General features: G+C 46.9%; 24 protein-coding genes. 2 read left to right on the top strand and 22 right to left on the bottom strand.

Annotation, left to right across the window (positions count from 1 at the left end; genetic code table 11):
* Window positions 1-81 precede the first annotated feature (81 nt).
* The 3 genes from ACOJUR_RS02070 to spoIIE form a co-directional block, all read right to left on the bottom strand.
* On the bottom strand, window positions 82-1044 hold the full coding sequence (locus ACOJUR_RS02070; protein ID WP_306955598.1) for a protein kinase domain-containing protein: 963 nt from the start codon (window positions 1042-1044) through the stop codon (window positions 82-84).
* On the bottom strand, window positions 1044-1787 hold the full coding sequence (locus ACOJUR_RS02065; protein WP_420949122.1) for a vWA domain-containing protein: 744 nt from the start codon (window positions 1785-1787) through the stop codon (window positions 1044-1046). Before ACOJUR_RS02065 ends, ACOJUR_RS02070 begins: the two co-directional genes overlap by 1 nt.
* Before the next feature lie 113 nt (window positions 1788-1900).
* Window positions 1901-4342 (bottom strand): stage II sporulation protein E, encoded by a 2442-nt coding sequence (spoIIE, locus tag ACOJUR_RS02060; RefSeq protein WP_420949121.1) that lies wholly within the window; start codon window positions 4340-4342, stop codon window positions 1901-1903.
* 158 nt (window positions 4343-4500) lie between these two features.
* Here spoIIE and ACOJUR_RS02055 point away from each other — a divergent pair, with 158 nt between their 5' ends.
* Together ACOJUR_RS02055 and cmpA are read left to right on the top strand one after the other, a co-directional pair.
* A complete protein-coding gene (locus ACOJUR_RS02055; RefSeq protein WP_072873598.1) occupies window positions 4501-5001 on the top strand; it encodes a ComE operon protein 2 in 501 nt (166 codons plus the stop codon).
* Window positions 4991-5242 (top strand): cortex morphogenetic protein CmpA, encoded by a 252-nt coding sequence (cmpA, locus tag ACOJUR_RS02050; protein WP_420949120.1) that lies wholly within the window; start codon window positions 4991-4993, stop codon window positions 5240-5242. Before ACOJUR_RS02055 ends, cmpA begins: the two co-directional genes overlap by 11 nt.
* Window positions 5243-5643: 401 nt before the next feature.
* Here the strand turns inward: cmpA and ACOJUR_RS02045 are convergent, their stop codons facing one another.
* From ACOJUR_RS02045 to ispE, 19 genes are all read right to left on the bottom strand, one after another.
* Window positions 5644-6063 carry a S1 domain-containing RNA-binding protein gene (locus ACOJUR_RS02045; protein WP_072873600.1) on the bottom strand — a complete coding sequence of 140 codons (420 nt, stop codon included), beginning with the start codon at window positions 6061-6063 and terminating at the stop codon, window positions 5644-5646.
* A gap of 150 nt (window positions 6064-6213) precedes the next feature.
* Entirely contained in the window at window positions 6214-6570 is a 357-nt protein-coding gene (locus ACOJUR_RS02040; RefSeq protein WP_083574116.1) for an FtsB family cell division protein, read from the bottom strand.
* 51 nt (window positions 6571-6621) lie between these two features.
* On the bottom strand, window positions 6622-7209 hold the full coding sequence (yabQ, locus tag ACOJUR_RS02035) for a spore cortex biosynthesis protein YabQ (RefSeq protein WP_072873601.1): 588 nt from the start codon (window positions 7207-7209) through the stop codon (window positions 6622-6624).
* Window positions 7210-7212: 3 nt separating this feature from the next.
* On the bottom strand, window positions 7213-7476 hold the full coding sequence (yabP, locus tag ACOJUR_RS02030) for a sporulation protein YabP (protein WP_072873602.1): 264 nt from the start codon (window positions 7474-7476) through the stop codon (window positions 7213-7215).
* Between the two features lie 239 nt (window positions 7477-7715).
* A complete protein-coding gene (locus ACOJUR_RS02025) occupies window positions 7716-8006 on the bottom strand; it encodes an RNA-binding S4 domain-containing protein (RefSeq protein ID WP_420949119.1) in 291 nt (96 codons plus the stop codon).
* Window positions 8007-8279 carry an HU family DNA-binding protein gene (locus tag ACOJUR_RS02020; RefSeq protein WP_420949118.1) on the bottom strand — a complete coding sequence of 91 codons (273 nt, stop codon included), beginning with the start codon at window positions 8277-8279 and terminating at the stop codon, window positions 8007-8009.
* An 80-nt stretch (window positions 8280-8359) separates the two neighbouring features.
* The gene (gene yabN / locus ACOJUR_RS02015) at window positions 8360-9844 is read right to left on the bottom strand and encodes a bifunctional methyltransferase/pyrophosphohydrolase YabN (protein WP_420949117.1); all 1485 of its coding nucleotides are present in this window, start codon (window positions 9842-9844) and stop codon (window positions 8360-8362) included.
* A 30-nt stretch (window positions 9845-9874) separates the two neighbouring features.
* Complete coding sequence (locus tag ACOJUR_RS02010) at window positions 9875-11473, bottom strand: putative polysaccharide biosynthesis protein (RefSeq protein ID WP_072873606.1); 1599 nt, start codon at window positions 11471-11473, stop codon at window positions 9875-9877.
* Window positions 11474-11641: 168 nt separating this feature from the next.
* Window positions 11642-12184 carry a stage V sporulation protein T gene (gene spoVT, locus ACOJUR_RS02005; RefSeq protein WP_072873607.1) on the bottom strand — a complete coding sequence of 181 codons (543 nt, stop codon included), beginning with the start codon at window positions 12182-12184 and terminating at the stop codon, window positions 11642-11644.
* Window positions 12185-12337: 153 nt separating this feature from the next.
* Entirely contained in the window at window positions 12338-13339 is a 1002-nt protein-coding gene (locus ACOJUR_RS02000) for a peptidylprolyl isomerase (RefSeq protein WP_072873608.1), read from the bottom strand.
* On the bottom strand, window positions 13329-16871 hold the full coding sequence (gene mfd / locus ACOJUR_RS01995; RefSeq protein ID WP_420949116.1) for a transcription-repair coupling factor: 3543 nt from the start codon (window positions 16869-16871) through the stop codon (window positions 13329-13331). The genes ACOJUR_RS02000 and mfd overlap by 11 nt, the downstream gene beginning before the upstream one ends.
* Before the next feature lie 126 nt (window positions 16872-16997).
* Window positions 16998-17240, bottom strand: coding sequence for an anti-sigma-F factor Fin (locus tag ACOJUR_RS01990; RefSeq protein WP_072873610.1), 243 nt, complete (start codon window positions 17238-17240; stop codon window positions 16998-17000).
* 110 nt (window positions 17241-17350) lie between these two features.
* Window positions 17351-17923, bottom strand: coding sequence for an aminoacyl-tRNA hydrolase (pth, locus tag ACOJUR_RS01985; protein WP_072873611.1), 573 nt, complete (start codon window positions 17921-17923; stop codon window positions 17351-17353).
* A 9-nt stretch (window positions 17924-17932) separates the two neighbouring features.
* On the bottom strand, window positions 17933-18877 hold the full coding sequence (locus ACOJUR_RS01980; RefSeq protein ID WP_072873617.1) for a ribose-phosphate diphosphokinase: 945 nt from the start codon (window positions 18875-18877) through the stop codon (window positions 17933-17935).
* Between the two features lies 1 nt (window position 18878).
* Window positions 18879-20279, bottom strand: coding sequence for a bifunctional UDP-N-acetylglucosamine diphosphorylase/glucosamine-1-phosphate N-acetyltransferase GlmU (gene glmU, locus ACOJUR_RS01975; protein WP_420949115.1), 1401 nt, complete (start codon window positions 20277-20279; stop codon window positions 18879-18881).
* A gap of 343 nt (window positions 20280-20622) precedes the next feature.
* The gene (gene spoVG, locus ACOJUR_RS01970) at window positions 20623-20910 is read right to left on the bottom strand and encodes a septation regulator SpoVG (RefSeq protein ID WP_072873621.1); all 288 of its coding nucleotides are present in this window, start codon (window positions 20908-20910) and stop codon (window positions 20623-20625) included.
* A gap of 168 nt (window positions 20911-21078) precedes the next feature.
* Window positions 21079-21453 carry a RidA family protein gene (locus ACOJUR_RS01965; protein WP_203114928.1) on the bottom strand — a complete coding sequence of 125 codons (375 nt, stop codon included), beginning with the start codon at window positions 21451-21453 and terminating at the stop codon, window positions 21079-21081.
* 86 nt (window positions 21454-21539) lie between these two features.
* Window positions 21540-22343: a pur operon repressor gene (purR, locus tag ACOJUR_RS01960; RefSeq protein WP_306955577.1), complete on the bottom strand. Its 804-nt coding sequence runs from the start codon at window positions 22341-22343 to the stop codon at window positions 21540-21542.
* Window positions 22340-23218 (bottom strand): 4-(cytidine 5'-diphospho)-2-C-methyl-D-erythritol kinase, encoded by an 879-nt coding sequence (gene ispE / locus ACOJUR_RS01955; protein ID WP_341350427.1) that lies wholly within the window; start codon window positions 23216-23218, stop codon window positions 22340-22342. The genes purR and ispE overlap by 4 nt, the downstream gene beginning before the upstream one ends.
* Window positions 23219-23307: the final 89 nt, after the last annotated feature.

The raw sequence follows: 23307 nt of genomic DNA, 5'->3' as shown, positions 1-23307 counted from the left end.
GCATAATCCACCTTGACTCATCGCAGCGGCTCAATCCTTATCTGCAAACCGCATTCAGAACCACGCGCCCAATTTGCTTCATCATAGTAAAAATACCGTCCAGGCCGCAAGTGTAGCAATCGCCGCCGTCGTCAAAGAAAACCACATCAGGCGCTCTGTCCAGTCCCATTTCTTTTTTTTCGATCGCGGTGATGGAGAAGTAGCCATTGACTTTTTCTGCCGAGCAGGCTTTGGCATGGTTTGTCTCTTCTTGTTGCTTTTAGCTGAATGAAACAGAGAAAGCGCAGTTGCCGCCGATTGCACCTGGCCATGCAAAATAGCGTCAATGACTGTTTTTCTTCTCGTTTTAGGCATAAGTTGCAGTGCTGTAAAAACATAGCGCTGGCGATCTTCCACACGACCCATGCGATGAACAGGCAATGGTTGTTGCAACTGAAGAAAAACCAGCGAGAGCCCTACCAAATCATACATCGCGTCGGCTGAACGCGTACCTAAGCCGAAATAGGCACGATCACTTGTTGGCGTGTATTGTCGAACGGATCGACCAAAGGCGCTGACACCGCCTATATCAACCACACGCGCTTGCAACCTGCCATCCGTCCCGCTTTCAACCAATAAATTTTCTGGTTTGACATCAGAAAAAGCGAATCCAGCCTGGTGAAACTCATGTAAAACCTGAAGATAGGCAGCAAATAATCGATCGATTTCCGTCTGGCGCAGATGCTGGTGAACTTTTGTCAGCGGCTGTCCGGCAATACGTTCCATACTGTAAAAGTACAGTGGTGCATGCTGTGCATCATCTAGTTCAATCGGTTTCGGCAAAGCGTGACTTACTGCGGAAAGTTGTCTGAGTAGTCGCCATTCACCTGCGATTTCATGCGAGTTACTGCTGATTTTAAGCGCCACTTCCTGCTTGTCCATGATAGATTGCGCCAGATAGACTTCACCGTTTGCTCCCTGCCCAAGCGGCTGGAGAATACGATAACTGTTTTTTTGCCATTTACCAACAAGCACTTGGCCTGGCTGCAGCAGGCGGGTCACCATTAGTCAAGCGCCGCCCATTGCTCATCAATTCCACTTTCCATTTTTTCCTGAAACAACTGCAAAGCATGACGAATAGCCGGACCCGTAGGTGTACCTCCACTCGCTACATAGCAACGCTCTAATGCTTTAGGGTCAAGAGTAGCAGAGAAAGTCTGCACCGTCTCTACCCAATTTCCCCGTTGTCCTGGAAAAACAGCGACTGCCACTCGTGAAGAACCCATTCTGGCGCTGAGCGAAAAGGATAAGTCCCGCACAGCCTCGCGTACCATGTCCATTTTGTGTTTCATACTAGCGCTCGTATCAATGAGTACTATTAAATCCAGATGCAGTTCTTCCTGTAATTTGTCTACCACAGAAGTCACACGAGCACGTTCTTCCGGCGGAAGTTCCTCCTGCGTTTTTCCGAGAACCGATTTCAATTCTGCATTAACCGCTTGCTGTAAGGTCAACTGCATGGTCTGATGTGTCATCATTTGAGCAGTAGCTGATAAATCGCTGGGTTGAACGATCCGGCACATACCATTTCCCGCCTCTGCAATACGCATGACTTCATCACGCCCTGCGCCGCCCATCTCGCCTTTTTCTACTACACCAATGACATTCACTGCGATACCCTGACGACGCGCATCAGCAGCCGCTTCTATCGGGGATTCTCCAACATTGGAACAACCATCTGTAATCACTAAAATCTGCTTCATCTTGGCTTCCAGAGACAAAACGTCCACCTCCATCGACTTCCACATCTGGTTCTTCTACCAGTATGGTCAGCCAATGGTGTGGACATTCTCACTCTATGAAATTTCAGCTATTCATTTATCAGTTCCAAAAAATATTGAAACTTGGGTGACTTTCTTTGTCAGGCGCCTCGTCTACGCTTGTCCGCCTTACGTCGCAAGCCTTGTACACCAGGAATCTTAATGGTTGCCCATTCTGGCTCAAACTTTCCCACTTTTGCTACAACCACTGTCATATCGTCAGCAATTTTACCGTTGTTAGCACGCACTGCCGCTTCCACAAGTGTGTCTGCAATACTTTGGGCATCGCGTGTTTTCAACATACGCAATTGCTGCTGCAACCAATCAGAAGGCTCGAAAGTTTCTTTGGGTGCATCATAAATCCCATCTGAAATAAGAATGAGAATATCTCCATCTTGCAAATCTTCCGTGACCGCCTGAACATCGATGTCTTGCAAAATACCAATGGGTACACCCGCGCCAGTGATGGTCATAATATCATTGCCTCGCAAAATATAAGACGGTGCGGAACCAACTTTCAAAAATTCTGTCTTGGCGCTGTATAGATCTATCAAAGCCATATCGAGCGTGGCAAACATCTCATCCTGACTGCGTAAAAGTAAGGTGGAATTGACTGTACGAATGGCCAACTGTTCATCAAATCCAGCTTTCAAAAGTTTTTTGAGAAGTTCAATGGCAGCACGAGACTCACGGCGTGCGCGTTCTCCATTACCCATACCGTCTGAAACGGCAATCGCAAAGCGTCCGTTCCCCAAATCAACTGCCGTATGAGTATCTCCAGAGACAATTCGTCCACCTCGCGCAGCGCTAGCAACTGCTGTATGGACACTGTAGCGGCGAGCAGACGCAAAGACACAGATACTGTATCCATCACCATTTGCATCAAGCTTTGACAGTGAGAGTGTTTCACCAACCACACCCGACAGCAGTGGAGCAATCACTTTTGTTGACGTTTCATATGCCCTGTCAGTCGGTTGCAAAACTTCAATATGAATTTTGCCGGCATCCAACGAAACAATATGCACGCGGTCGACATACAATCCTAATTTTTCAAGAGCCGCTAGTATCTGTTCTTCATCTGAGAGCGCACTGCGTTCGGATTCTTCAATTTCGTCTGTAATTGCCCGGACAACTGCTGCAACTCCACCAAGTTGGGCGGCTACCAGTGTACGCAAATCGTGCAATTTAGCCATCCATTTTTCATCTCGATACGTAAGATCCAGATTGTATTTTAAAACCCCCATCATAGCGTCAAGCCGACAACAGCGTTCTTTTAAATCATGAGTAGGAAATGCTTTGCCAGGTGGACAGCTTTCAATTTGGCTAATGGTATTGGCCATAGCCTGGTAAGTTTGGATACCTTGTTTATCCCAACAGGTGGCACGTCTCGCACATCCTGAACAAACCTGACCAGCTGTCGTACTGACCATGTGCGTAACCAACTGTTGCGCGGTAGTATATGGATTTTCACCGTGATCGGCAAAAGTAACGGCTAATTCTTCGAATATTTGTCCGAATTGCTCGATTTTTTCAGCCATCAACTGATTCATACGACGCACACGATCTTGCTCTGACTGGCGATTTTCTAATGTTCCTGGAACATACGATGCTACTTCAAGATGCAAACGGCGCGGGGTTAACCAATAAATTACTGTCGCAATCGAAGCAGCTAAAGCATGATTCGCTAAACCATGCCAATCACTGGATGTTGACATAGCAAGTACTGTAGTGGACAGTACAAAGGCTAGACCGATCCAGAAGCGGTTGGCATCCTTTAAAAGCCCCGACAGAAAGCCTCCAAATCCACTAATGGCTACATCCGCCATATTGCCCTGATGACTCAGTAATGAAAGTAAGCTCAACACAATAGCGCCTGCTGCAGCCATCCCCATACCGCCGCAAGCTATCATTAATATCATCCAGTCCACGGTTATGGAGGCGATTGAAACATCATGTATTTTCCAATCAGACAAACCCATGACTACAGATCCAGCAAGAATGATAAGCGCCGCTACTTGTTCGTGACGTAGAGATTTAACGGCTTCTTTGCCAATGAATATGGAAATGCACTGAATAAAAATCAGGCACAACAAAGTGACTAACGCTGCATTAGCCAGAGCCAGCAGAACATCCATCTGCGTCCAGACAGTACCAATCAACAACAACTTGCTACAGAGCGCTACTGCGCCTGCAATCAGTGGAATAAACCGAAAATCGGCAAACGGTTTGCGCAATATATACAGACGCACAGCGCGGTACATAAAAAATTGCAAAAGCATGCTAGCAGCAGCGTAAACTCCCCCACCAGCCAGGGCTCCCAATACTGCAGCATAGGCAGGAAATCGCCTGCCTCGTCCACCGCGTTCGTGCAAAATTACAAAGAAAGCAAAACCAAAGGGTGATACTGCGTGTAGAATAGTAGCGTGTCCAAGAACAAAAGCCATTCCAGCAAGCAATACTGCACGTTGCCAGTGCACTCGCACCAACGCAGCTTTTTGTGATGATGGTCGATCCGCTTTTCCCACCAGGGATAGGTGTGACATGAGCCGAGCCCCTTCCTGTTATTTGTATGACCAGTATAGGCGGAGCATGACGCTGATTTTGTCAAACCAAGGAGGTTGCAAGATAAAATCTTCCGACATCATCTGCCAAGTTTCTTGAAGGTTTAACGGACGATTTTTATAGAGAGGATGACTTATCCATGAATTTTGCCTCATCGAACACACAAACACCAAGGATGTCATGGGATGAGTTTTTTGCCACACAAAGTCGAGTCATGTCGTTTCGTTCGACCTGTGCCCGATTGGCGGTTGGGTGTGTCATTGTTCGCGATAAGCGAATTGTGGCCAGTGGTTACAATGGTTCTCTAGCAGGGGACGTTCATTGCATCGATGTGGGTTGCAAGATGGAAGATGGTCATTGTATACGCGCTATTCATGCCGAGCAAAACGCCTTGCTGCAGTGTGCAAAATTAGGTATTGCTGTGGACGGATCTCAGCTTTACGTAACCCATCGGCCCTGTTTAAACTGCACAAAGAGTTTGATTCAAGCTGGCATACGTGAAGTATGCTTTGAATTTGACTACCGCCCCAACACATATGCCATCGAATTACTGGAAAAGGCTGGCGTGCAAACACGCCAAGTGCAGAGCCGCTTTGATATTTTGCTGCAAGCGGTAAATTCGTCTGCAAGTGGCGCGTGACAAGCTATCCATGCGTATGATAGAGCAGAGGTCATTGAATCTGCCTTTGCGTATGCAAGAGGCACATCACACTCAGGACGGAGGAATACCGATGCCTGATTGGCTGTGCAAGCAGTTGAAACGAGCTTTTTATAATCGTGACGTTCAATCGATTGTGATGCTCAATGAAGCGTACTATCGATACCGCCAGAGGCGGGATAGTCATTACGATTGGTCTAATCCTCCCCACACTGTGCCCTGAAACTTAGCTAAAATGCGTTCCATCACAGCTTGAGTAACAGGGCCCAGTTGGGCTTTGTACATATCAAGAGAGATATGGCAGCCGTCCCTATCGTTTATGTTGGAGAACTGCAACATCACAACTCTATCGTCGGAAAGTTGGTACTGAAGAAAATAGGGTTCCTCCATCTGATTCTCTCCTTGTGTCAAGTTATTTTGAATGGAATACCACCAATCAATGTCTGGATAAACCAGTTACATTCTCCAGAATGCATCAGTCAAAAAATGGACAGGACAGCATGTACCAGAACGATGACCGAACGCGCGGTTCTGTCCAAAAAGTAAAGGGGCATTCCTCTATGGAGTGCCCTTATCAACGACTATAACAGACAATCTAATCTGAAATGATAGGCTCGCCTGCTGTCATCCGCGCCGACCGCCACGACCCCCGCGTTTGGATTCACTGCGACGCAAAGCCATTAAACGTTCCTCACTGTCTCTCATAAAGCGGGACATTTTATCTTCAAACGACATTCTCTGTTGATTGTGGTGACCACCGCTACGACCTCGAGAATTCCCCTCGCGGGTTGGACGGGCTGCTGGCGCTTGGTCATCTGCCTGACGAATGGACAAACCAATTTTGCCGCTTGGGTCGACATTAATTACTTTAACGAGTACTTCCTGATTCATTTGCAAATGCTCACGAATATCTTTCACATAACTATTGGAAACTTCCGAAATGTGAACAAGACCCGTTTCGCCTCCGGGCAAGAGGACAAATGCGCCAAAATTTGTTATACCAGTAACTTTGCCAGACACTTTGCTGCCGACCTCAATGGACATACAGACGAGCTTCCTCCTTAGGATTTTAGAGACTTCCATTCTACAGTATAGAAAAGACGAAAAATTGGTGTCAAGCAAACCGCCTTAAATTGCCCCATTTACCGATTCATTTTTATCATGGTCTTATTTTAGACTGTCATCCCTCACGCTTTAGTGCTGGGAATTTGCAACAGTGAACGGGATTTGTCCCGGTACAATCAGACCAAAATGATCGGTTGCGTATTTCTCAATAAAACTAGGATTATTGAGTTGCTGAACTCGATTCTTTAAATAAGTATTCTGCGTTTTCAACTGAGATAACTGGTTGTTGAGTTGTTGATGTTGCACTTCCAATTGCTGAAGAATGGGGCGCTGCACTGTTTCATAGTGAATAACCGCATACGCAAACACGACGCAAAGTGCCACATAACGAAGACGCAAAAACTTTCTCCAAGGTTTGCGGACGAAAATCCTGGGTGCAACATCCGGGGCAGCTTGACGTGAAGCATATGAAGATTGTCTGGGCAAAGCGAACCGCTCCCTGTCTCATGAAAAGCAACATACGCCATTCCATTATGCTTATGCTGCATTCGGTGGATGTTTCAACATGTTCGACAGTTTTGTCCAGAATCCTTCCCAGTGCCCAAAAAACGGCAAGAACATGGGTTTAAACTTTTCCCAAGGTCTTTTCAGTGGCCAAAAAAGAATTTTCAGTCCAAAAGTTAAAAATGTCACCAGCATATTCTCTAATTTTTGAAGAACTGAATAAGCAATAGAACATATTCGCCAGACAATCCTCCAGCAGGCGAGCAACGGCCAAATCACGACTGCGTAAACGATTCGCCAAACGATACGAAAGATCATGCGCGTCAGTTTCACTAACAGCGCAACGCTCCCCAACAGCAATTTACGCAATGTCAGACGATATACCACATATCCAAACAACAATATACCGAGTGTGTAAATGCGAAATCTTCCTTCATCAGTCACCAGACAGAAATGATAGACCCACACAGCAAAAACAAGCCAAAACAGCAAATCAGCCAACGTTCGCAACCATCTCAACAAAGGATGCTCAGAGAGAATGGTATTATAAATATCGAATACGCAGCCCATCAAAAATCCGGATGCACTGATTGTAAATAGGTACATGCTGGAATTCATCATGGTTTACCACTTGAACCGAGAACTAATACTCTTCTTCTTGTTCTCTTGAATGTATTGCATACCATGAACTGTCCCTTCGATAATAACCTGTCCAGATTCAAGATCGAGATGTTTCATATGGAGATTCGCGCCTTTGACTTGCAACATTCCGGCTGTAGTTTTCAGAGTGAATTCATGTACATCGAAACTTTCCACGCTGGAAACGCCTGTGATATCAGCACGTCTACGACCATCCAAATGGATATGATGCGTGGACAATTCTGCCATACGCCTACCTCCAGTCCTCGCCTGCCCGTCCTTTCATCATGCTATGGATGGGGAGCAAAATTTAGAACCGAAAATGGCAAAAGCTTTTTTCTAAATACAGGAGCCTCCAAATCCACTTTTCAAACAGTGAATTTGGAGGCTCTTGACTCCATGAATTTTTACTGATTCCTATCAGTTAACTCTTGAAAATCATTTGCTTATGGATAGAAAGAAAACCATACCCCAGTGATACAAAGGGTCTATTCTTCATCATCCACAAAATGAGTATTCACCTGCTCAAGACGTTCTTCGGAAAGAACCCTATACAGGGACGACGCCTGTTCTTTGCGGGGATTGTCCATCAACTGCAACACTTCTACGGTCATTCTTTTATGTCCATAACGAATAGACAAAATATCCCCAATTTGAACTGGGCTACTACCCTTTGCCACCCTGTCTCCCAAAGACACACGCCCTGCGTCACATAATTCTTTAGCCAGTGTTCGCCTTTTCACTAAGCGCGAAACCTTGAGAAACTTGTCTAGACGCAATTAGCGAGTCAGATCTTTCAGTTTATTGCCTGGCTTAAAGGCTGGTACAGTGGCAGCAGGAATCTCAATCGTCTCACCCGTCTGCGGGTTGCGGCCAGACCTCGCTGCGCGCGTTCTGGTTTCAAAGGTTCCAAAACCAATGACCTGAACTTTTTCTCCTTCGCGAAGCGCTTCTTCAATACTTTCAAAGACGCTATTCACAGCAGCTTCCGCATCTTTCTTCTTAAGTCCGGTTTTATCCGCAACCTTATTGACCAAATCTGCTTTATTCACTGGAAAGTGCCCCCTTTGTGGGAATGTCGGGAACAATATTCGTGTTTTCCCGCCAAATTCCTGCTTTTCATTCATTCAGATCATAATTTCGCATTTTGCCACAGTTGATCTAATTCATCCAAACGATACTCCTGCCATGTTCGCCCACTCTCATGTACAGCCTGCTCTACCCTTTCAAATCTGCGGACAAATTTGATTACCGCCTTACGAAGAACCATTTCTGGATGCATCTTTAACCAACGCGACAAATTAACCAGAGTAAAAAATAAATCCCCTAATTCCTCTGTCAAAGCTTTAGAATCATTCTGGTTAAGCGCTTCTTCAAACTCAATTATTTCCTCTCTCAGCTTTTCTAAAACATCCTCTATACAATTCCATTCAAATCCGACCTTTGCCGCTCTTTTTTGTACGTCAAACGCATAGTTGAGTGCGTCTTGTCCAGTCTGTACATCGCTCATGAGCGACAGTGGCGTCTCGTCTCCTTCCAGGGACAGGGAGTCTCGCTGTTTCTCCTCTGCCTTAGCAGACTTCCACATCGCTTCGGCTTCTTCTGCATTGCTGGCTGATTGTTGACCAAATACATGAGGATGGCGCCTGACGAGTTTTTCTGCCAGTCCAAAAAACACATCTTGCAACGTAAAATCTCCGTTCTCTGCTGCAATTTGCGCATGCAACAAAACTTGAAGCAATAAATCGCCCAACTCTTCTTGCAAATGTGCTGGATCATCCTCTAAAACTGCCTGAGCCACTTCATAGGCTTCCTCGGTGGCATAGGGAATCAATGTTTCATGCGTCTGGGCCAAATCCCATGGGCAGCCATCCAAAGGGTGCCGTAAGCGAGCCACAATGTCAGCAAGATATAATGGATGCCGAGCTTTTTCTGATAAATTTTGCACGGGGGGAACATAGACTGTCGTCAAGTGATGAATCTCTGTCAGCCTGTCCAATTCATAGAGCGGGACAGAAGTGACGCTCTCTTCCCCGGCAACACCCACAGCACTCAAAACTGTGACCTCGTGTTCATCAGGATAAACTTCCATGAGTGTCAATTTCACATCTGAGGCAACAGCTGGTGAATAGACTTGAGCTATCAGCGTATGAACTCCCGGTTGCAATTCAGTTATATGTAATTGAGTCCCATCTAAGAGCAGGAGTCCAGCAATCGGATCTAATCCGATAGCTGTGCAAAGCGGATCGAGAAAAGATTGTCCAGCCCCAACATGCACGTCCACTCCGCAGGCAGTCGCTTTTTTCAGCAACAATTCCACAGATTGCTCAGCAACCCGCGGATGACCAGGAACAGCGTAAATCACCTTCTTATGCTGTGTTGCTAAACGTAGCAATTCTTCCGCCATCTGTTCATAAAGCGTTTCAAAGTCGCCATGCTGCTCGTAGAGATGGTCAAACGTTGTAAAGGAAATGCCTGCTTCTGTAAGAGCAGGAACGGATGGATGAATTTTGGTTCTCAAAATAATGGGTGAACGAGATTCTTGTAATGTTTTCCATGTAGAAAGCGGCATGGTACTTTCATCACCCGGACCAAGCCCCACGACTTCAATCAGCATTTTTTCATCCCCTTAGGAGCCTTTTCTAACTTAGCTGCGTGTCAATCCCATTCGCGAGAAAATCGAGAGCAAACGTGGACCAACTTTAGGTATTCGTTCGATTTCCTCTTCCTGCAAAGCGTTACTGGCAACAGCCGCTATGGAAAAAGCGAGTACGCCGAGTACAATAGCCGCCATCAGCGCCAAGGAAACTGTCCATCGGCTCTCCGTATCACTTTGCAAGAGAGGCCAGGCACGAACTAAAGCGAATTCTACAGCTCCCATGACAAATGCCGAAACACCAATGGGCAGAAACCCAAAATCGGAGAGACTCAATCCACCCAGACGGCGCGAAATGGCAAGCAAATTGAGTAGACACGCAAACAAATAGGCTATATCTGTAGACCAAACAGCACCTACTAACCCGTGTTGTCGAATCCACAATAGATTGAGTACGACCTTCAGACAAGCTGCCGCCAATAGATGAATTACGGGCAAGTATACCATACCTGCTCCCTGCAAAACTGCCGCTGCTGTGGTCTGCAAACTGGCAAATAGAATGGAGAGGGAAAGCCAAGCTATTACATTCCAGCCATCCGAATTTTGAAAAAGGACAATATCCACTGGACGTGCCAGTAAAACCAGACCGACGGTCGCCGGAAGAGCTAGAATGGCGGTCATGCGTAGAGAAACTTGCACATGATTGCGCACGCTGCGCATGTCCTGTCGAGCGGCAGCAGCAGAGACGGCTGGCATCACCGCAATGCCAATACCCGAAGCCAGCGTAATAGGCAAAAGTGTCAATTTTGCAGCCCTTCCTGCCAACAAGCCAAAAGCACTGGTAGCTTCTCGCTGTGTTTCGCCCGCCTGTTTCAATAAATGCACGACAGTGAGTGCGTCCACATTGTTCATGAGAGGTATCACCAAAGCTCCCAGGGAAATCGGCAAGGCATAATAAATCAGACGGCGTAGCAGTCGACTCCATGGAATTTGATGTCGATCCGACATTTTAGAAACCGGTTGTCGCCTGCGATAAAACATCATGGTCAACAAACCGGCCGCCGCACCCGTCACGGCACCAAAAGCCGCTCCAGCGGCAGCTGTAGCAGCACCAAACCCGGCTTGCATAAAATAAATGGATAAAGCCAAAATCGTGATTACCCTGACCAACTGCTCCATGACTTGTGAAACTGCAGTTGGTTCCATCCATTCATGCCCCTGGAGATAACCTCGCATGGCACTGAGCAATGGCACAATCAAAAGCGCTGGAGAAATCGCGCGAATCGCCAGCGTAGCAGAAGGATCGCCAGCAATTTTTGCCCAGGTGTGCGCAAAAATGTACAGCACCAGAAAGGCAAAAACGCCTAGCACGCAAAGAAAAAAAGCAGAGATTTGATATGTGCGGCGAGCAGCTTGTGTATGTCCTTGGGCCAACTCTTCTGCAACCAGCTTGGAAACTGCAACCGGAAAACCTGCTGTTGCTACAGCAAGGAGTGTCGAGTAAACAGGATAGGCCATTTGAAACAGCCCCATACCGTGATCGCCAATAATATTTTGCAAGAAAATGGTATAGACCGATCCGAGCAATTTAGAAAGCATGGCAGCCCCGGCCAGGAGCATGGCGCCATGGACAAAACCGCGCCGTTTCATACGCCTTCTCCCCTATCCATAGATTCTTTCAACATCCTATGGACAAAGTGGGCCAGTTAGTCCCATTGATGAATCAGAAAAAATCCCGTCTCGGCTTTGGACGGGATTTTTTCTCGTATTTTGTTGCTTACGTCAGACGGTACGCATTTTTAAAATTTACGTGACAATTCATTGTTCCATCTGTTTAGCCAGAAAACCAGCAGCGGTTTCCACAAGTTTGCGCTCCAACTCACTCATTTTCGCATTTTCATCCCGAGTGATAAGCATCACAACGCCAATCGGATCACCCGCTGCAATAATCGGCGCGATGACACGCGAACCTAGACGTTCTGGCATATCTCGAACAATACTGTATTCCCCAGGCGTAAAATTCATAATGGTCTTGCGATCTTCCATAGCCTGTTCTACATCACTGGATATGGGACGATCGAGAAAATCTTTTTTGGCAGTGCCTGCGGCCGCAATAATCACATCTCTGTCGGCAATTAACGCGACATGCCCCGTGGATTCAGAAAGCGACTCTGCATATTCCTTTGCAAAATCGCCCAATTCACCGATTGGTGAATATTTTTTCAGAATGACTTCCCCATCTCGATCTACAAAAATCTCCAGCGGATCACCTTCGCGAATACGCAGCGTTCGGCGAATTTCTTTCGGAATTACGACACGACCGAGGTCATCAATTCTCCGTACGATGCCTGTAGCTTTCAATGTGAAGTCCCCCACCCTCATGAGTTAGTTCTGCGGTGTCTGGCGTGTGGTTAGTATGTGACGGGTGGGATTCCTCTATACACCAATTCAGGCATACTGTTGCACATTCGTAGAATCAAACAGCCAAATTTTATTCAATGATGCACACAGATTTTACAACTGCGAACTTTTGACTGTCATTTTCACATCGACGTTATTCTTGGCATCATCCATAATCTGTGTCTCTTTTTGATTTTGCGCCTGTTGCAACAACTGTTGTTTGATGCTGCTCTCAACTTGACTAAACGGTAATTGTTGACGCTTGTCCACTCGCATGACAAACCATCCATAACGTGTATGCACAGGTTGACTGCTGATTTGACCTATTGGCAAGGTTGCACAAGCTTCTGCAAAATGCGGCACAAATTGACCGGCTGTAGCATTGGCGTATGTGCCATGATTTTGCTTGACACCCGGATCTTGAGAATATTTGTCAGCCAATTGTGCAAAATTTTTGCCATTGTCTTTTTTCAATTCAGCTATCAGCGACTTAGCTTGACTCTCCGTCTTGACAAGAATCTCGCTGACGGTCACCTGCAAGTAATTCAATTTGTTGGCGTTATAGTAATTTTGTGCATCCGTCGTTGAAACGGTGACATTTTTCAATTCCTGCTGCAGATAATTTTGCAACACTTGTCCCTCTTCCGCCAATGTGACGAAATCTTGTTTGGTGATGCCCAGTTTTTTCATTTCGTTATTCAAGTCTGCTTGTGTCTTGTAATCTTGTCCGACCAACTGACTCATATACTGATTGGTCAATTGTTCCGCTTCAGATACATTGACGGGTGTTTTGTCTGCTTTCACTGCCTTAGCATAAAGATATTTATAGACAAGGATATAATTCTGCAAGAACTGCGTCTTCGACTCCTGAGCAGTCAACTTGGGCAATACAACTTGCAGATTGTACTGTTGTTCAAATTCCTGCTTGGTCAGCGTGCCCCCATTGTAAGTAGCCACTGTAGGACCGCTATAAGTCGGCAGTTTAGGAAGATTCAGGCTAGTTGGAGTGGCATTCTGCGTGGTATGGTTGCCGGCGTTTTGCGCCCCGCAGCCGGCTACCAAGGTTACAACAGCAGCCGTTGCCAGCGACAACAGGACGGTGCGTTTACTTTGCAATCTTTTCTACCTCCCGTGTACTACTCAACATCTCTGCGTAATCCGAAAGGATCCGCTTGATGCGAAGCAATCTTTCACTGTCAGACAACCCCCGCGTCCGCAGTAACAAAAAGGTCGTGCCATTGGGCCTCTTGGTGACGGCAGCCGCATGTTTGACTGCAACCGACTGCAATTTAGCGTAATCGATGCGATGCCTATCATCTTGAAGCAAGCGGATGGCCGTCTCCGCTCCCTGTTGGGAGATATGGTCAACCCCGCACCTGACAGCATAGCCTTTTATGCGCGTGATGTCCAACAAATGACGTACAGGTTCAGGCAAATCGCCGTATCTGTCCTCCAGTTCTTCTTCGAGATCATCAGCAGCTTCAGGCGTTTGCACAAATTTGAACTTTTTGTACATACTGATTTTCTGCGCCGGATCGGAAATATATGAGTCGGGTAAATAAGCATCCACCTGCAACTCGACGCTTACTTCCGGATGCTCTTCTATTTGTTCGCCGCGCAACTCTTTGACTGCCGCCGCCAACATTTCACTATACATGTCAAATCCGACAGAATTAATAAAGCCGTGTTGCTCTGCGCCCAGCAGATTGCCTGCGCCGCGAATCGCCAAGTCGCGCATGGCAATTTTAAAACCACTGCCCAGTTCTGTAAATTCCTTGATAGCTTGTAGACGTTTTTCTGCCACTTCTGTCAAGACTTTGTCTTTTTGATACAGGAAATAAGCATAGGCAATCCGGTTGGAACGCCCCACACGACCACGCAATTGATATAACTGCGATAGTCCCAGTCGATCAGCATCATGCACAATCAAAGTATTGACGTTTGGAATATCCAATCCCGTTTCAATGATGGTCGTGGTGACCAAAATATCAATTTCTCCTTCAAGAAATTCCAACATGACACGCTCAAGCTCATCTTCCGCCATTTGACCGTGCGCCACGGCGATTCTTGCTTGCGGCATCAAACGTTGCAACCGTTCCGCCTGACTGACAATACTCTGCACATTATTGTAAAGGTAGTAGACTTGACCGCCTCTACCCAGTTCGCGTTCGAGAGCTTCGCGAACCATTCCCTCATTCTGCTCGATTACGTATGTCTGTACGGGAAAACGATTTTCCGGTGGTGTCTCAATCACTGACAAATCGCGCACACCCATCATCGACATATGCAACGTGCGCGGAATGGGCGTTGCTGTCAGCGTTAAACAATCCACATTGGCCCGCAGTTCTTTCAGCCGTTCTTTATGTGTGACACCAAAACGCTGCTCTTCGTCAACAATGAGTAACCCCAAATCCTTAAACTCAATGCTTTTTTGCAGCAGTCGGTGCGTCCCAATGACGACATCCACACTGCCATCTTTCAGCCCGCGAATACAGGCTGTTGCTTCTTTCCGCGAACGAAAACGGCTCAAAACATCCACTGTGATGGGAAACCCAGCAAACCTCTCTTTAAACGTCTCAAAGTGTTGTTGTGCCAAAACGGTTGTTGGCACCAACACAGCCACCTGTTTGCCATCCATAACCGCCTTAAATGCCGCCCGGATGGCAACTTCTGTTTTTCCATAACCTACATCTCCACAGAGCAAGCGATCCATAGGTCGACCGCGTTCCATATCCCGTTTAATTTCCTCGATAGCCCGCAATTGATCGGGGGTTTCCTCATATGGAAAGGCCGCTTCAAAATCCGCCTGCCAGGGTGTATCCGGTGAAAATGCGTGTCCTGGCGTAGCTTCTCGTTTGGCATAAAGTTTAACGAGATCGGCCGCAATATCTTTAACAGTTTTGGATACGCGATTTTTGACACGTGACCATTCGCCGCCGCCAAGGTGATAAACTTTAGGTTCTTTTTCCTCCGATCCGATATAACGCTGTACTTGATCAATCTGCTCTACGGGAACGTAGAGACTGTCATTCCCGGCGTAAACCAGATGCAGGTAATCTTTATGATGACCATCAACTTCCAATGTCCGTATGCCTACGTATTTGCCAATACCGTGATTGACGTGCACTACGTAATCGCCAATTTTCAGTTCCTGATAACTCTTGATCCGCTCGGCATCTGACATTTCCAGACGTGCTCGCCGAACTTTCTGGCGATTCCCAAACACTTCCCTGTCTGTCACAACGACCAAATGCTGCATGGGAAACTCAAAACCACTTGCCAATTCTCCGATTAAAATTTGTGGCGTCTCACCGACCAGAAAGGATTTCGGACGCACAGCTTCGACACGATAATCAACAAAAACGCGTTCCATACGCGCTGCCCGTTCCTCAGTTGGTGCCAGAAAAACGACTTGATAACCTGATTTTTTCCAATGAGCAAGTTCTGATTTCAGAACATTCATCTGTCCGTGAAATTCTTGGGCGTCTTTGGTCGTCAACGTCAAATGAGCCGTAAAACGTCCAGATCCTCTTTGGAATTTACTCCAATGAATGCGAGTGAATCGCGGTTCATCATAAACACGCCCAGTTTCTGGTGCAGCGATTGACGCTGACAATACATCACCACGCATCAGAGCATTGGCAAGCCATTCTGTAAAATCACGCCGCGCGGACTTCTCCCGTTCTTGAAGCCGCAACGGTTCTTCCAGGCAGAGCAAAGTGGCTGCAGGGAAATAATCCAACAGTGTGGCCGCATGAGTTTTAAAATGTTCAATATACCGTGCTTGCCCTAGAAATGGCTGGCCCTGTCGCATCTTCTCAATATCTTTGCCCACTTGTTGTTGCAGCCGATCACGTTGTTCTAAATCTGTCAAACTGCGCAATCGATCGTGCATGAATTTTTCAATTTCATCCGCCGCCTGTAACAAAGCAGATTGCGGAAAGAGTAGTTCCACAGCTGGCAACAAGCGAAACTCTTGCAAATTTTCCAATGAACGCTGGGTTTGTGCGTCAAATGTACGCAATGAGTCAATATCAGTATCAAACAATTCCATGCGTACGGGATGCTCTTGACCCACTGGAAAGATGTCAAGAATGCCACCGCGAAGAGAAAAATGTCCTTGCCGCTCGACCATTTCTGTTCGTTCATAACCCATTTGGACGAGTCTCGTCAACTCTGACTCTATATCAAGCTGCATACCGATTTGATACTCGCGCACAACCTCATGAAATGTCTTTGGATGTCCCAACCATTCAGTTGCTGCCAGAATGGTGGTGACCACTACGGTTGGCATACGTAAAGAAAGTCTATCCAATACGCGAAGGCGCAACGCTGTAACTTCTGGACTGGCGGCCAATGTATGGAGGGCAGCCAATTCTCGTTCTGGATAGACAAAGACTTCCTCTTCTGACAGAAGCGTACGCAAATCGTCTGCCACACTGTCAGCTTGGCTACTGCTATGAGTGACAATCAGCAATGATTGATCTGGGTGTTTCAGGCGCCAGTGTTGCAACATAGCTGCATACGCCAAATTGCGCGCACTGCCGCCAACTCCTGTCACCAGTGCATCGATATTCGTTCGATTGACGGATTGCAAAAAATCCACAAAATTTTGATCTTGCAGAAGGATGTGCGCCAATTCCAACATGAGACTCCTCCTCGCTTGGCGGATCTGAAAAATCCGCACCATAAACTCGCGTCTTCCATCTGATGAACGAATACGCGGGTTATAGAACCAGCCGCGAGAAGCCTCCTGCGCTCTCCAACAGCGGCCCTATTGCAAAAGTTTCCCTTCCAAAAGTAATTCTGGATGCTCACGCAAAGCATTTTCACAGTATGAACAAACGGTATACACCCGCATATCGTCGTATGTGTCCATCTGTACAGATTCAAGTCGTTCAGCTGGTGTCAGACGCCCTAAGCCAAGCCGCACATCCACGTCAGCCATGGTCCAGTGTGGCTGATTTAGCTGGCCTACTTTTTGTCGACAATGTCGGCAGATATATTCAATACGCATAAACTACCCCACCTTTGCCTGCGTTCCCAACAATGGAACACATACCAGGAATCATCCCTAGTTAGTATGGGGGCGAAACCGTCCTATCATACCTAACAAAGTGAGTTAGCTCAGCTATTATAGCGATTCATAGCTGCCTGGAAAGAATGCATCAAAGCATATTCAACTGCTTCTGCCGCTTTCTCGCAAACAGACTTCACTTGATCCTCTTCGGTTTTGGGAAAGCGACCAAGCACATGGGAAATGACGGTTTGTTCAGGTAATGGCCGCCCAATGCCAACACGCAATCTGGCAAATTGACTTGTTCCCATATGCGCAATCAGTGATTTGATTCCGTTATGACCGCCTGCACTGCCGGATATACGTAATTTCAATGTGCCTACCGGAAAATCCATATCGTCGTAAATAACCATTACATCTCGATCGGGTTGCATAATCTTATAAAAATTCAATGCTTCAGCCACAGCTACACCACTTACGTTCATATATGTTTGCGGTTTCATCATCAGAATCTTCTCTCCGCCAAACGTATACTCAGAGACGAGAGACTGAAATTTCACGCGAAAATCTTTCACGCCCATGCCAAAACGGGCGGCTAACGTATCAACCGCCCAAAATCCAACGTTATGTCTTGTCCATTCATATTCTTTTCCTGGATTACCCAATCCTACAATTAACTTCATAATAACCGCCTAGTCAAAAAGTTGTGAGATAGAACGCTGAGTATGCACCCGAATGATCGCTTCGGCAATCAACTCAGCAACAGATAACACGGTAATTTTATCAATTCGCTTGCTTTCTGGCAGATGAATGGTATTGGTAACCACGACCTCCTGAATATCGGATTGCTCTAAACGCTCTACACCATTGCCGGAGAGAACAGGATGAATACAGCAAGCATAAACAGACTTTGCCCCTCTTTCGAGAAGCGCCTTGGCACCTAATGTGATAGTTCCGGCTGTGTCAATCATGTCGTCAATCAGAATGGCTGTCCGATTTTGAATATCGCCAATAATATTCATAACTTCAGCAACATTCGCTTCTGGTCTGCGTTTGTCAATAATCGCAAGCGGAGCCCCAAGCCGTTCAGCAAACGCGCGGGCACGTGTGACGCCGCCCATATCCGGAGAAACCACAACAGGATTTTCCAATTGCTTGTTGAGAAAATACTTGGCCAAAATGGGCATTCCAATCAAGTGATCCAGCGGAATATCAAAGAAACCTTGAATTTGAGCCGCATGCAAATCCATGCAGATAACGCGGTTTGCACCAGCCTTCTCTAAGAGATTGGCCACCAGTTTAGCTGTTATCGGATCGCGCGCACGAGCTTTTCGCTCTTGACGCGCATAACCATAATACGGAATAACTACATTGATGGTGCTGGCTGAAGCCCTCTTGATGGCATCAACCATAATCAGCAACTCCATTAAGTGCTCGTTGACTGGCGCAGACGTTGGCTGAATGATGAATACATCGCTACCGCGCACACTTTCTGCCAACTTAATTTGCACTTCTCCATCCATAAATCGCCCGACCTGGCATTCCGCCAGCGGGACACCGACAAATTCCGATATTTCACGCGCCAACTGCGGATTCGCGTTGCCGGTGACGAGTTTTAAATCCCCGTCAAAACTCACTTCAAGAGTCCCTCCCCATGCGCAAAACGCGACTTTTTTTCTGTTTCCAGGCCTTAACATAGCGTGGTTTGGTCTCTTGTTTCACTCTAGCAATGGCAAACCCGTCGTCTGGCACATTATCTGTAATGGTCGATCCGGCACAGACATAAGCGCCCTCTCCAACTTGGACAGGTGCGATGAGGTTGGCGTTAGAACCAATGAAACTGTCATCCCCTACCACTGTAGTGTGTTTCTGCATTCCATCATAATTCACTGTAATGACTCCACAGCCAATATTGACTCTTTCGCCAATGACTGCATCGCCTAGATAGGCCAGATGACTGACTTTACTGTCGGCTCCAAGTCGAGTGTTCTTGAGTTCGACAAAATCGCCAACTTTGACTCGCGCCCCCACAGTACTGCCTGGACGGATATAGGCAAAAGGTCCAACTTGTGCACCCTCACCAATGATTGACTGCAGAACAACGCTATTTTGCACCACGGCGCCAGCCTCTACCTGGGCATCCACCAGACGAGTATATGGCCCAATCACAGCACCCGCAGCAATTTGTGTACAGCCTTCCAGCACACAACCTGGATAAAGCGTGACGTCAGCCTCGATTTCTACGTCGGCTCCAATCCAAGTGGAATCCGGTTGTAAGAAGGTGACGCCTGCCAACATCAGTTCGCAGTTACGCCTTTGCTGAGCAATTTTTTCAACTTGTGCTAATTGAAAACGATCATTTACACTAGCCACTTCTTCTTCATCATCCGCTATCTGCGCCCATACATCGACACCCATACTTTGTAAGTATTGCAAGGTGTCGGTGAGGTAATATTCATTCTGAGCGTTATTCGGACGTAACTGAGCGCAAGCTTCCCGCAGGCGTTCGGTGCGGAAACAGTAAATTCCTGTGTTAATCAAATGATTTTGACGCTCTTCAGGGCTTGCGTCGCGCTCTTCCACCACTCGCTCCACTTGTCCGCTCTGCGATAATATAACACGACCCAGACCGGTCGGATTTTGAACATGGGCAGCCAAAATCACTGCTCCCGCTCCACTTTGCTCCTGTTTCTGGAATATCGATTCCATAGTGGATGCCTGTATCAACGGCGCATCTCCATATAGAATCAATACTGTGTCAGAATCCGCTTTCACGTGGGGAAGCGCCGCCATTACAGCATGTCCAGTTCCCAACTGTTGCTCCTGAACGGCTATCTTTGCCCGTCCTTCTACAACTGAAATGACAGATTCGCGGCTTTGACCCACAACAACAATCACTTCATCGACCTGTACTTTTTCAATTTCATCTAAAATATGCAAAATCATGGGTTTCCCAAGTACAGGATGAAGCACTTTATGCAAAGAGGATTTCATACGCGTACCTAGCCCGCCGGCCAGTACTATGGCAGTTCTACCCAAGCTTGATCCCCCTTACCAAACCTGTCTGTCCTCAATAGGAGAACCGTACGCACTTCCAGTCCACATGTTTTTGAAAGCGCGATTCATTCCTCATTTCAGTGTACAGGAAGGGACAAAACAATTTCAATTTCATTTAAGAGTAGTTTGTGTACCATTTCTTTCAGTTTTCTACTTGGACATGATCTACATAAAGAATTGTTTTTCCTTTTATTGTAAATCAGAAAGGTGATATCAAGAAAAGACCCTGCAGATTTGGCAGGGTCTATCTTTTTATACATAAATTCAGTCATTGCATTGCTGCACGACTTTTTATTCAACAACCCCAACGCCTCTTCCGATATCATCAGGCACTTGGCTCTTCCAAAGCCACATCGGATACATCGGAACGATAATACTCTTCCAGAACAGCCTGTTGAATCTTTTGACGCATATCGGATGAAATGGGATGCGCAATATCTCGAAACTGACCATCCGGTGTTTTTTTACTCGGCATGGCCACAAACATACCATTGTTTCCATCAATGACGCGGATGTCATGAACAACAAATTCGCCATCAAAAGTTACTGAAGCAATTGCCTTCATACGTCCATCATTGACGACTTTGCGCAAACGTATATCCGTAATTTGCACCCTGTTCACCACCCTTAGCTGTAGAAGCATCCCCCATGCTGTGCATATTTTTCTACATATTGTTCTTCTTTTCCTGCTATTACGTCAAAATGTTTGTAAAATTTTCGTCAATAAAAAACCTGCCCCTCTCAAAAGTCAGGGGCAGGTTGGAACAGGTTAGAAAAAATTCTATTCGAGAGCAGCAACCAATTCTATTTCCACTTGCGCCCCACGTGGCAAAGCAGCCACCTGAACCGTGGAACGCGCCGGGCGATGGTCGCCAAAATATTGTGCATACAAGGAATTCACAGTTTGAAAATGAGCGAGATCGGTAAGAAAAATAGTCGTTTTAACCACATTTTGACGTGTCATTCCAGCCGCATGTAGCACTGCATCCAAATTATCCAGTACCTGCTTTGTCTGCTCTTCAATTCCGCCAGTGACCATTTCACCAGCTGGAGTCAAGGGTATCTGGCCAGAGGTGTAGAGAACATTTCCCAATTGCACCGCTTGTGAATAAGGACCTATGGCCGCCGGTGCTTTTTCAGTGGCAATCATCTTCATGATTTTTCATCCTTCCCTTCTAAGGCTTACAAAGAATGGGGAACCCATCCGGACATTCCGTTATTCACTATATCACGACGTGATAGCTACGCGTGATAGACAGGTTGAACAAATATACTCCCATCCAACTGAGTTGCTTTGACCTCAAGGAGCGCCAAGTAATCGGATATCAACTTTTTCTGGGGTTCCTCGGTTTTTACAAAGACCGCTGTTCCAACTACTTCCACTGAAAACTCTGCCAGCAAAGCGCGCACAGCCTGCGCTGTGGCACCAGCTTTCATAAAATCATCAACTACCAAGGCACGCGCCCGTTCTGGGAGCGCCCGTTTGGACACATACATTGTACTAATCCGCCGTTCCGAACCGGACACATAATGCATGCTGAGTGCCGCTCCTTCCGTCACCTTATGCTCGCGACGGACAATAACAAGCGGCACGTCGAGATAGCGAGCTGTCGCTACAGCTAGTGGGATTCCCTTAGTCTCCACTGTCACTACCACGTTGGGTTGTACTCTAGCCATTTCTGCTGCTATCATCCGACCAATGTTATCTAATACATCAGGCTGGCCAAGAATATCCGACATATAGATAAACCCACCCGGCAACATACGTGAAGGATGAGAAAGTTCACTCGCTAACCGTTCAAGAAAACGCAGTCTGATGGACTCTGGCATACCTACCGTGAAACGCACTCCACCCGATGCACCAGGCAAACTTTCAATTGTACCTTCCTGTGTTTCTTCTAGAAAAGCACGCAAAAACGCCACATCTTCACTGAGCGTGGATTTGGCAGCCACCTCACTGCCCGCCAATTCCGAAAGAGAGTATACATGATGGGGACGATCAAAGAGACGCTTGGCCATAGCCAGCAAACGTGAAGACCGTCTCATCCTGTCTGCCCCCCGCTGTTTGGCTGAAAAAGTCGCGCAAGATAAACATCCTTGGCAAACCCGCGTAGCGCATTGTATACCCTCTGTCCTGCAGACTGCGTAGGAACCAGCGTAAAAAGCGTCGGGCCACTGCCTGACATATGGCAGGGTAATCCACTCACCGACTGCATTTTACGATGCAGCTGAGCCACTTCGGGATAGAGCCGAAAGGTCACGGGCTGCAAGTCGTTACAGATGAGCGACTCTATTTCCGCCAGTGTACAGCCTTTAGCAAATCGCTCCGTCATGGCAGAACTGACTCGCTTGTTGCTAAAATCATCCGCTTGAATCGACTGATAAACCTCTGTAGTCGAAACATAAAGTGGAGGTTTCAATAAAACTACCCAACTGCGCAAGGCAGGTTGAACATGCGTAATTTTCTCGCCCCGCCCGGATGCAATAGCACAGCCGTTGTAAATACAAAAAGGTACGTCCGATCCGATTTGAGCACCAAGTTCAGCTAATTCGTCCAATGAAAAGGGATGTCCCGCCAGACGGTTAAGACCGCGCAAAACGGCAGCAGCATCAGCCGAGCCCCCGGCTAATCCGGCTGCGACCGGTATATTTTTGGTCAAATAAATACGTACACCGCGCGTAAGGTTAGCAGCAGAAAGAAACTTCTCAGCCGCTATCACCGCCAAATTACGTCCATCAAGCGGTATGCTCGTGGCTTGTGATTCCATGACAATTTCCATAGATTCCGGCAACCACTCCAGAGCCACTTCATCCGACAAATCAATGCTCTGCATGACCATATCCACTTCATGATAACCATCTGGACGTTTTCCAAGTACATTTAGGGTTAAATTAATTTTGGCATACGCCCGCTCCAACAACAAAGGCCCCACCTCGTCGCACTCTAGCATGCGACGTGGCGAAGGCCAAGTCAAGTTCCTTGTCTGGTTTGTTGAAAAGCCTAGGAAAA

This window comes from Alicyclobacillus tolerans (genome assembly GCF_048984885.1).
GTDB lineage: Bacteria > Bacillota > Bacilli > Alicyclobacillales > Alicyclobacillaceae > Alicyclobacillus_I > Alicyclobacillus_I tolerans.
The sequence above is the reverse complement of the archived record's forward strand: the minus strand, read 5'-3'. Positions and strand labels throughout refer to the sequence as shown.

Bases quoted from the DNA above. Each gene is read 5' to 3' on its own strand.
- ACOJUR_RS02070 (WP_306955598.1), bottom strand. From the start codon at position 1,044: ATGGTGACCCGCCTGCTGCAGCCAGGCCAAGTGCTTGTTGGTAAATGG.
- ACOJUR_RS02065 (WP_420949122.1), bottom strand. From the start codon at position 1,787: ATGTGGAAGTCGATGGAGGTGGACGTTTTGTCTCTGGAAGCCAAGATG.
- spoIIE (WP_420949121.1), bottom strand. From the start codon at position 4,342: ATGTCACACCTATCCCTGGTGGGAAAAGCGGATCGACCATCATCACAA.
- ACOJUR_RS02055 (WP_072873598.1), top strand. From the start codon at position 4,501: ATGAATTTTGCCTCATCGAACACACAAACACCAAGGATGTCATGGGAT.
- ACOJUR_RS02045 (WP_072873600.1), bottom strand. From the start codon at position 6,063: ATGTCCATTGAGGTCGGCAGCAAAGTGTCTGGCAAAGTTACTGGTATA.
- yabQ (WP_072873601.1), bottom strand. From the start codon at position 7,209: ATGATGAATTCCAGCATGTACCTATTTACAATCAGTGCATCCGGATTT.
- yabP (WP_072873602.1), bottom strand. From the start codon at position 7,476: ATGGCAGAATTGTCCACGCATCATATCCATTTGGATGGTCGTAGACGT.
- yabN (WP_420949117.1), bottom strand. From the start codon at position 9,844: ATGCTGATTGAAGTCGTGGGGCTTGGTCCGGGTGATGAAAGTACCATG.
- ACOJUR_RS02010 (WP_072873606.1), bottom strand. From the start codon at position 11,473: ATGAAACGGCGCGGTTTTGTCCATGGCGCCATGCTCCTGGCCGGGGCT.
- mfd (WP_420949116.1), bottom strand. From the start codon at position 16,871: ATGTTGGAATTGGCGCACATCCTTCTGCAAGATCAAAATTTTGTGGAT.
- ACOJUR_RS01990 (WP_072873610.1), bottom strand. From the start codon at position 17,240: ATGCGTATTGAATATATCTGCCGACATTGTCGACAAAAAGTAGGCCAG.
- pth (WP_072873611.1), bottom strand. From the start codon at position 17,923: ATGAAGTTAATTGTAGGATTGGGTAATCCAGGAAAAGAATATGAATGG.
- ACOJUR_RS01965 (WP_203114928.1), bottom strand. From the start codon at position 21,453: ATGAAGATGATTGCCACTGAAAAAGCACCGGCGGCCATAGGTCCTTAT.
- purR (WP_306955577.1), bottom strand. From the start codon at position 22,343: ATGAGACGGTCTTCACGTTTGCTGGCTATGGCCAAGCGTCTCTTTGAT.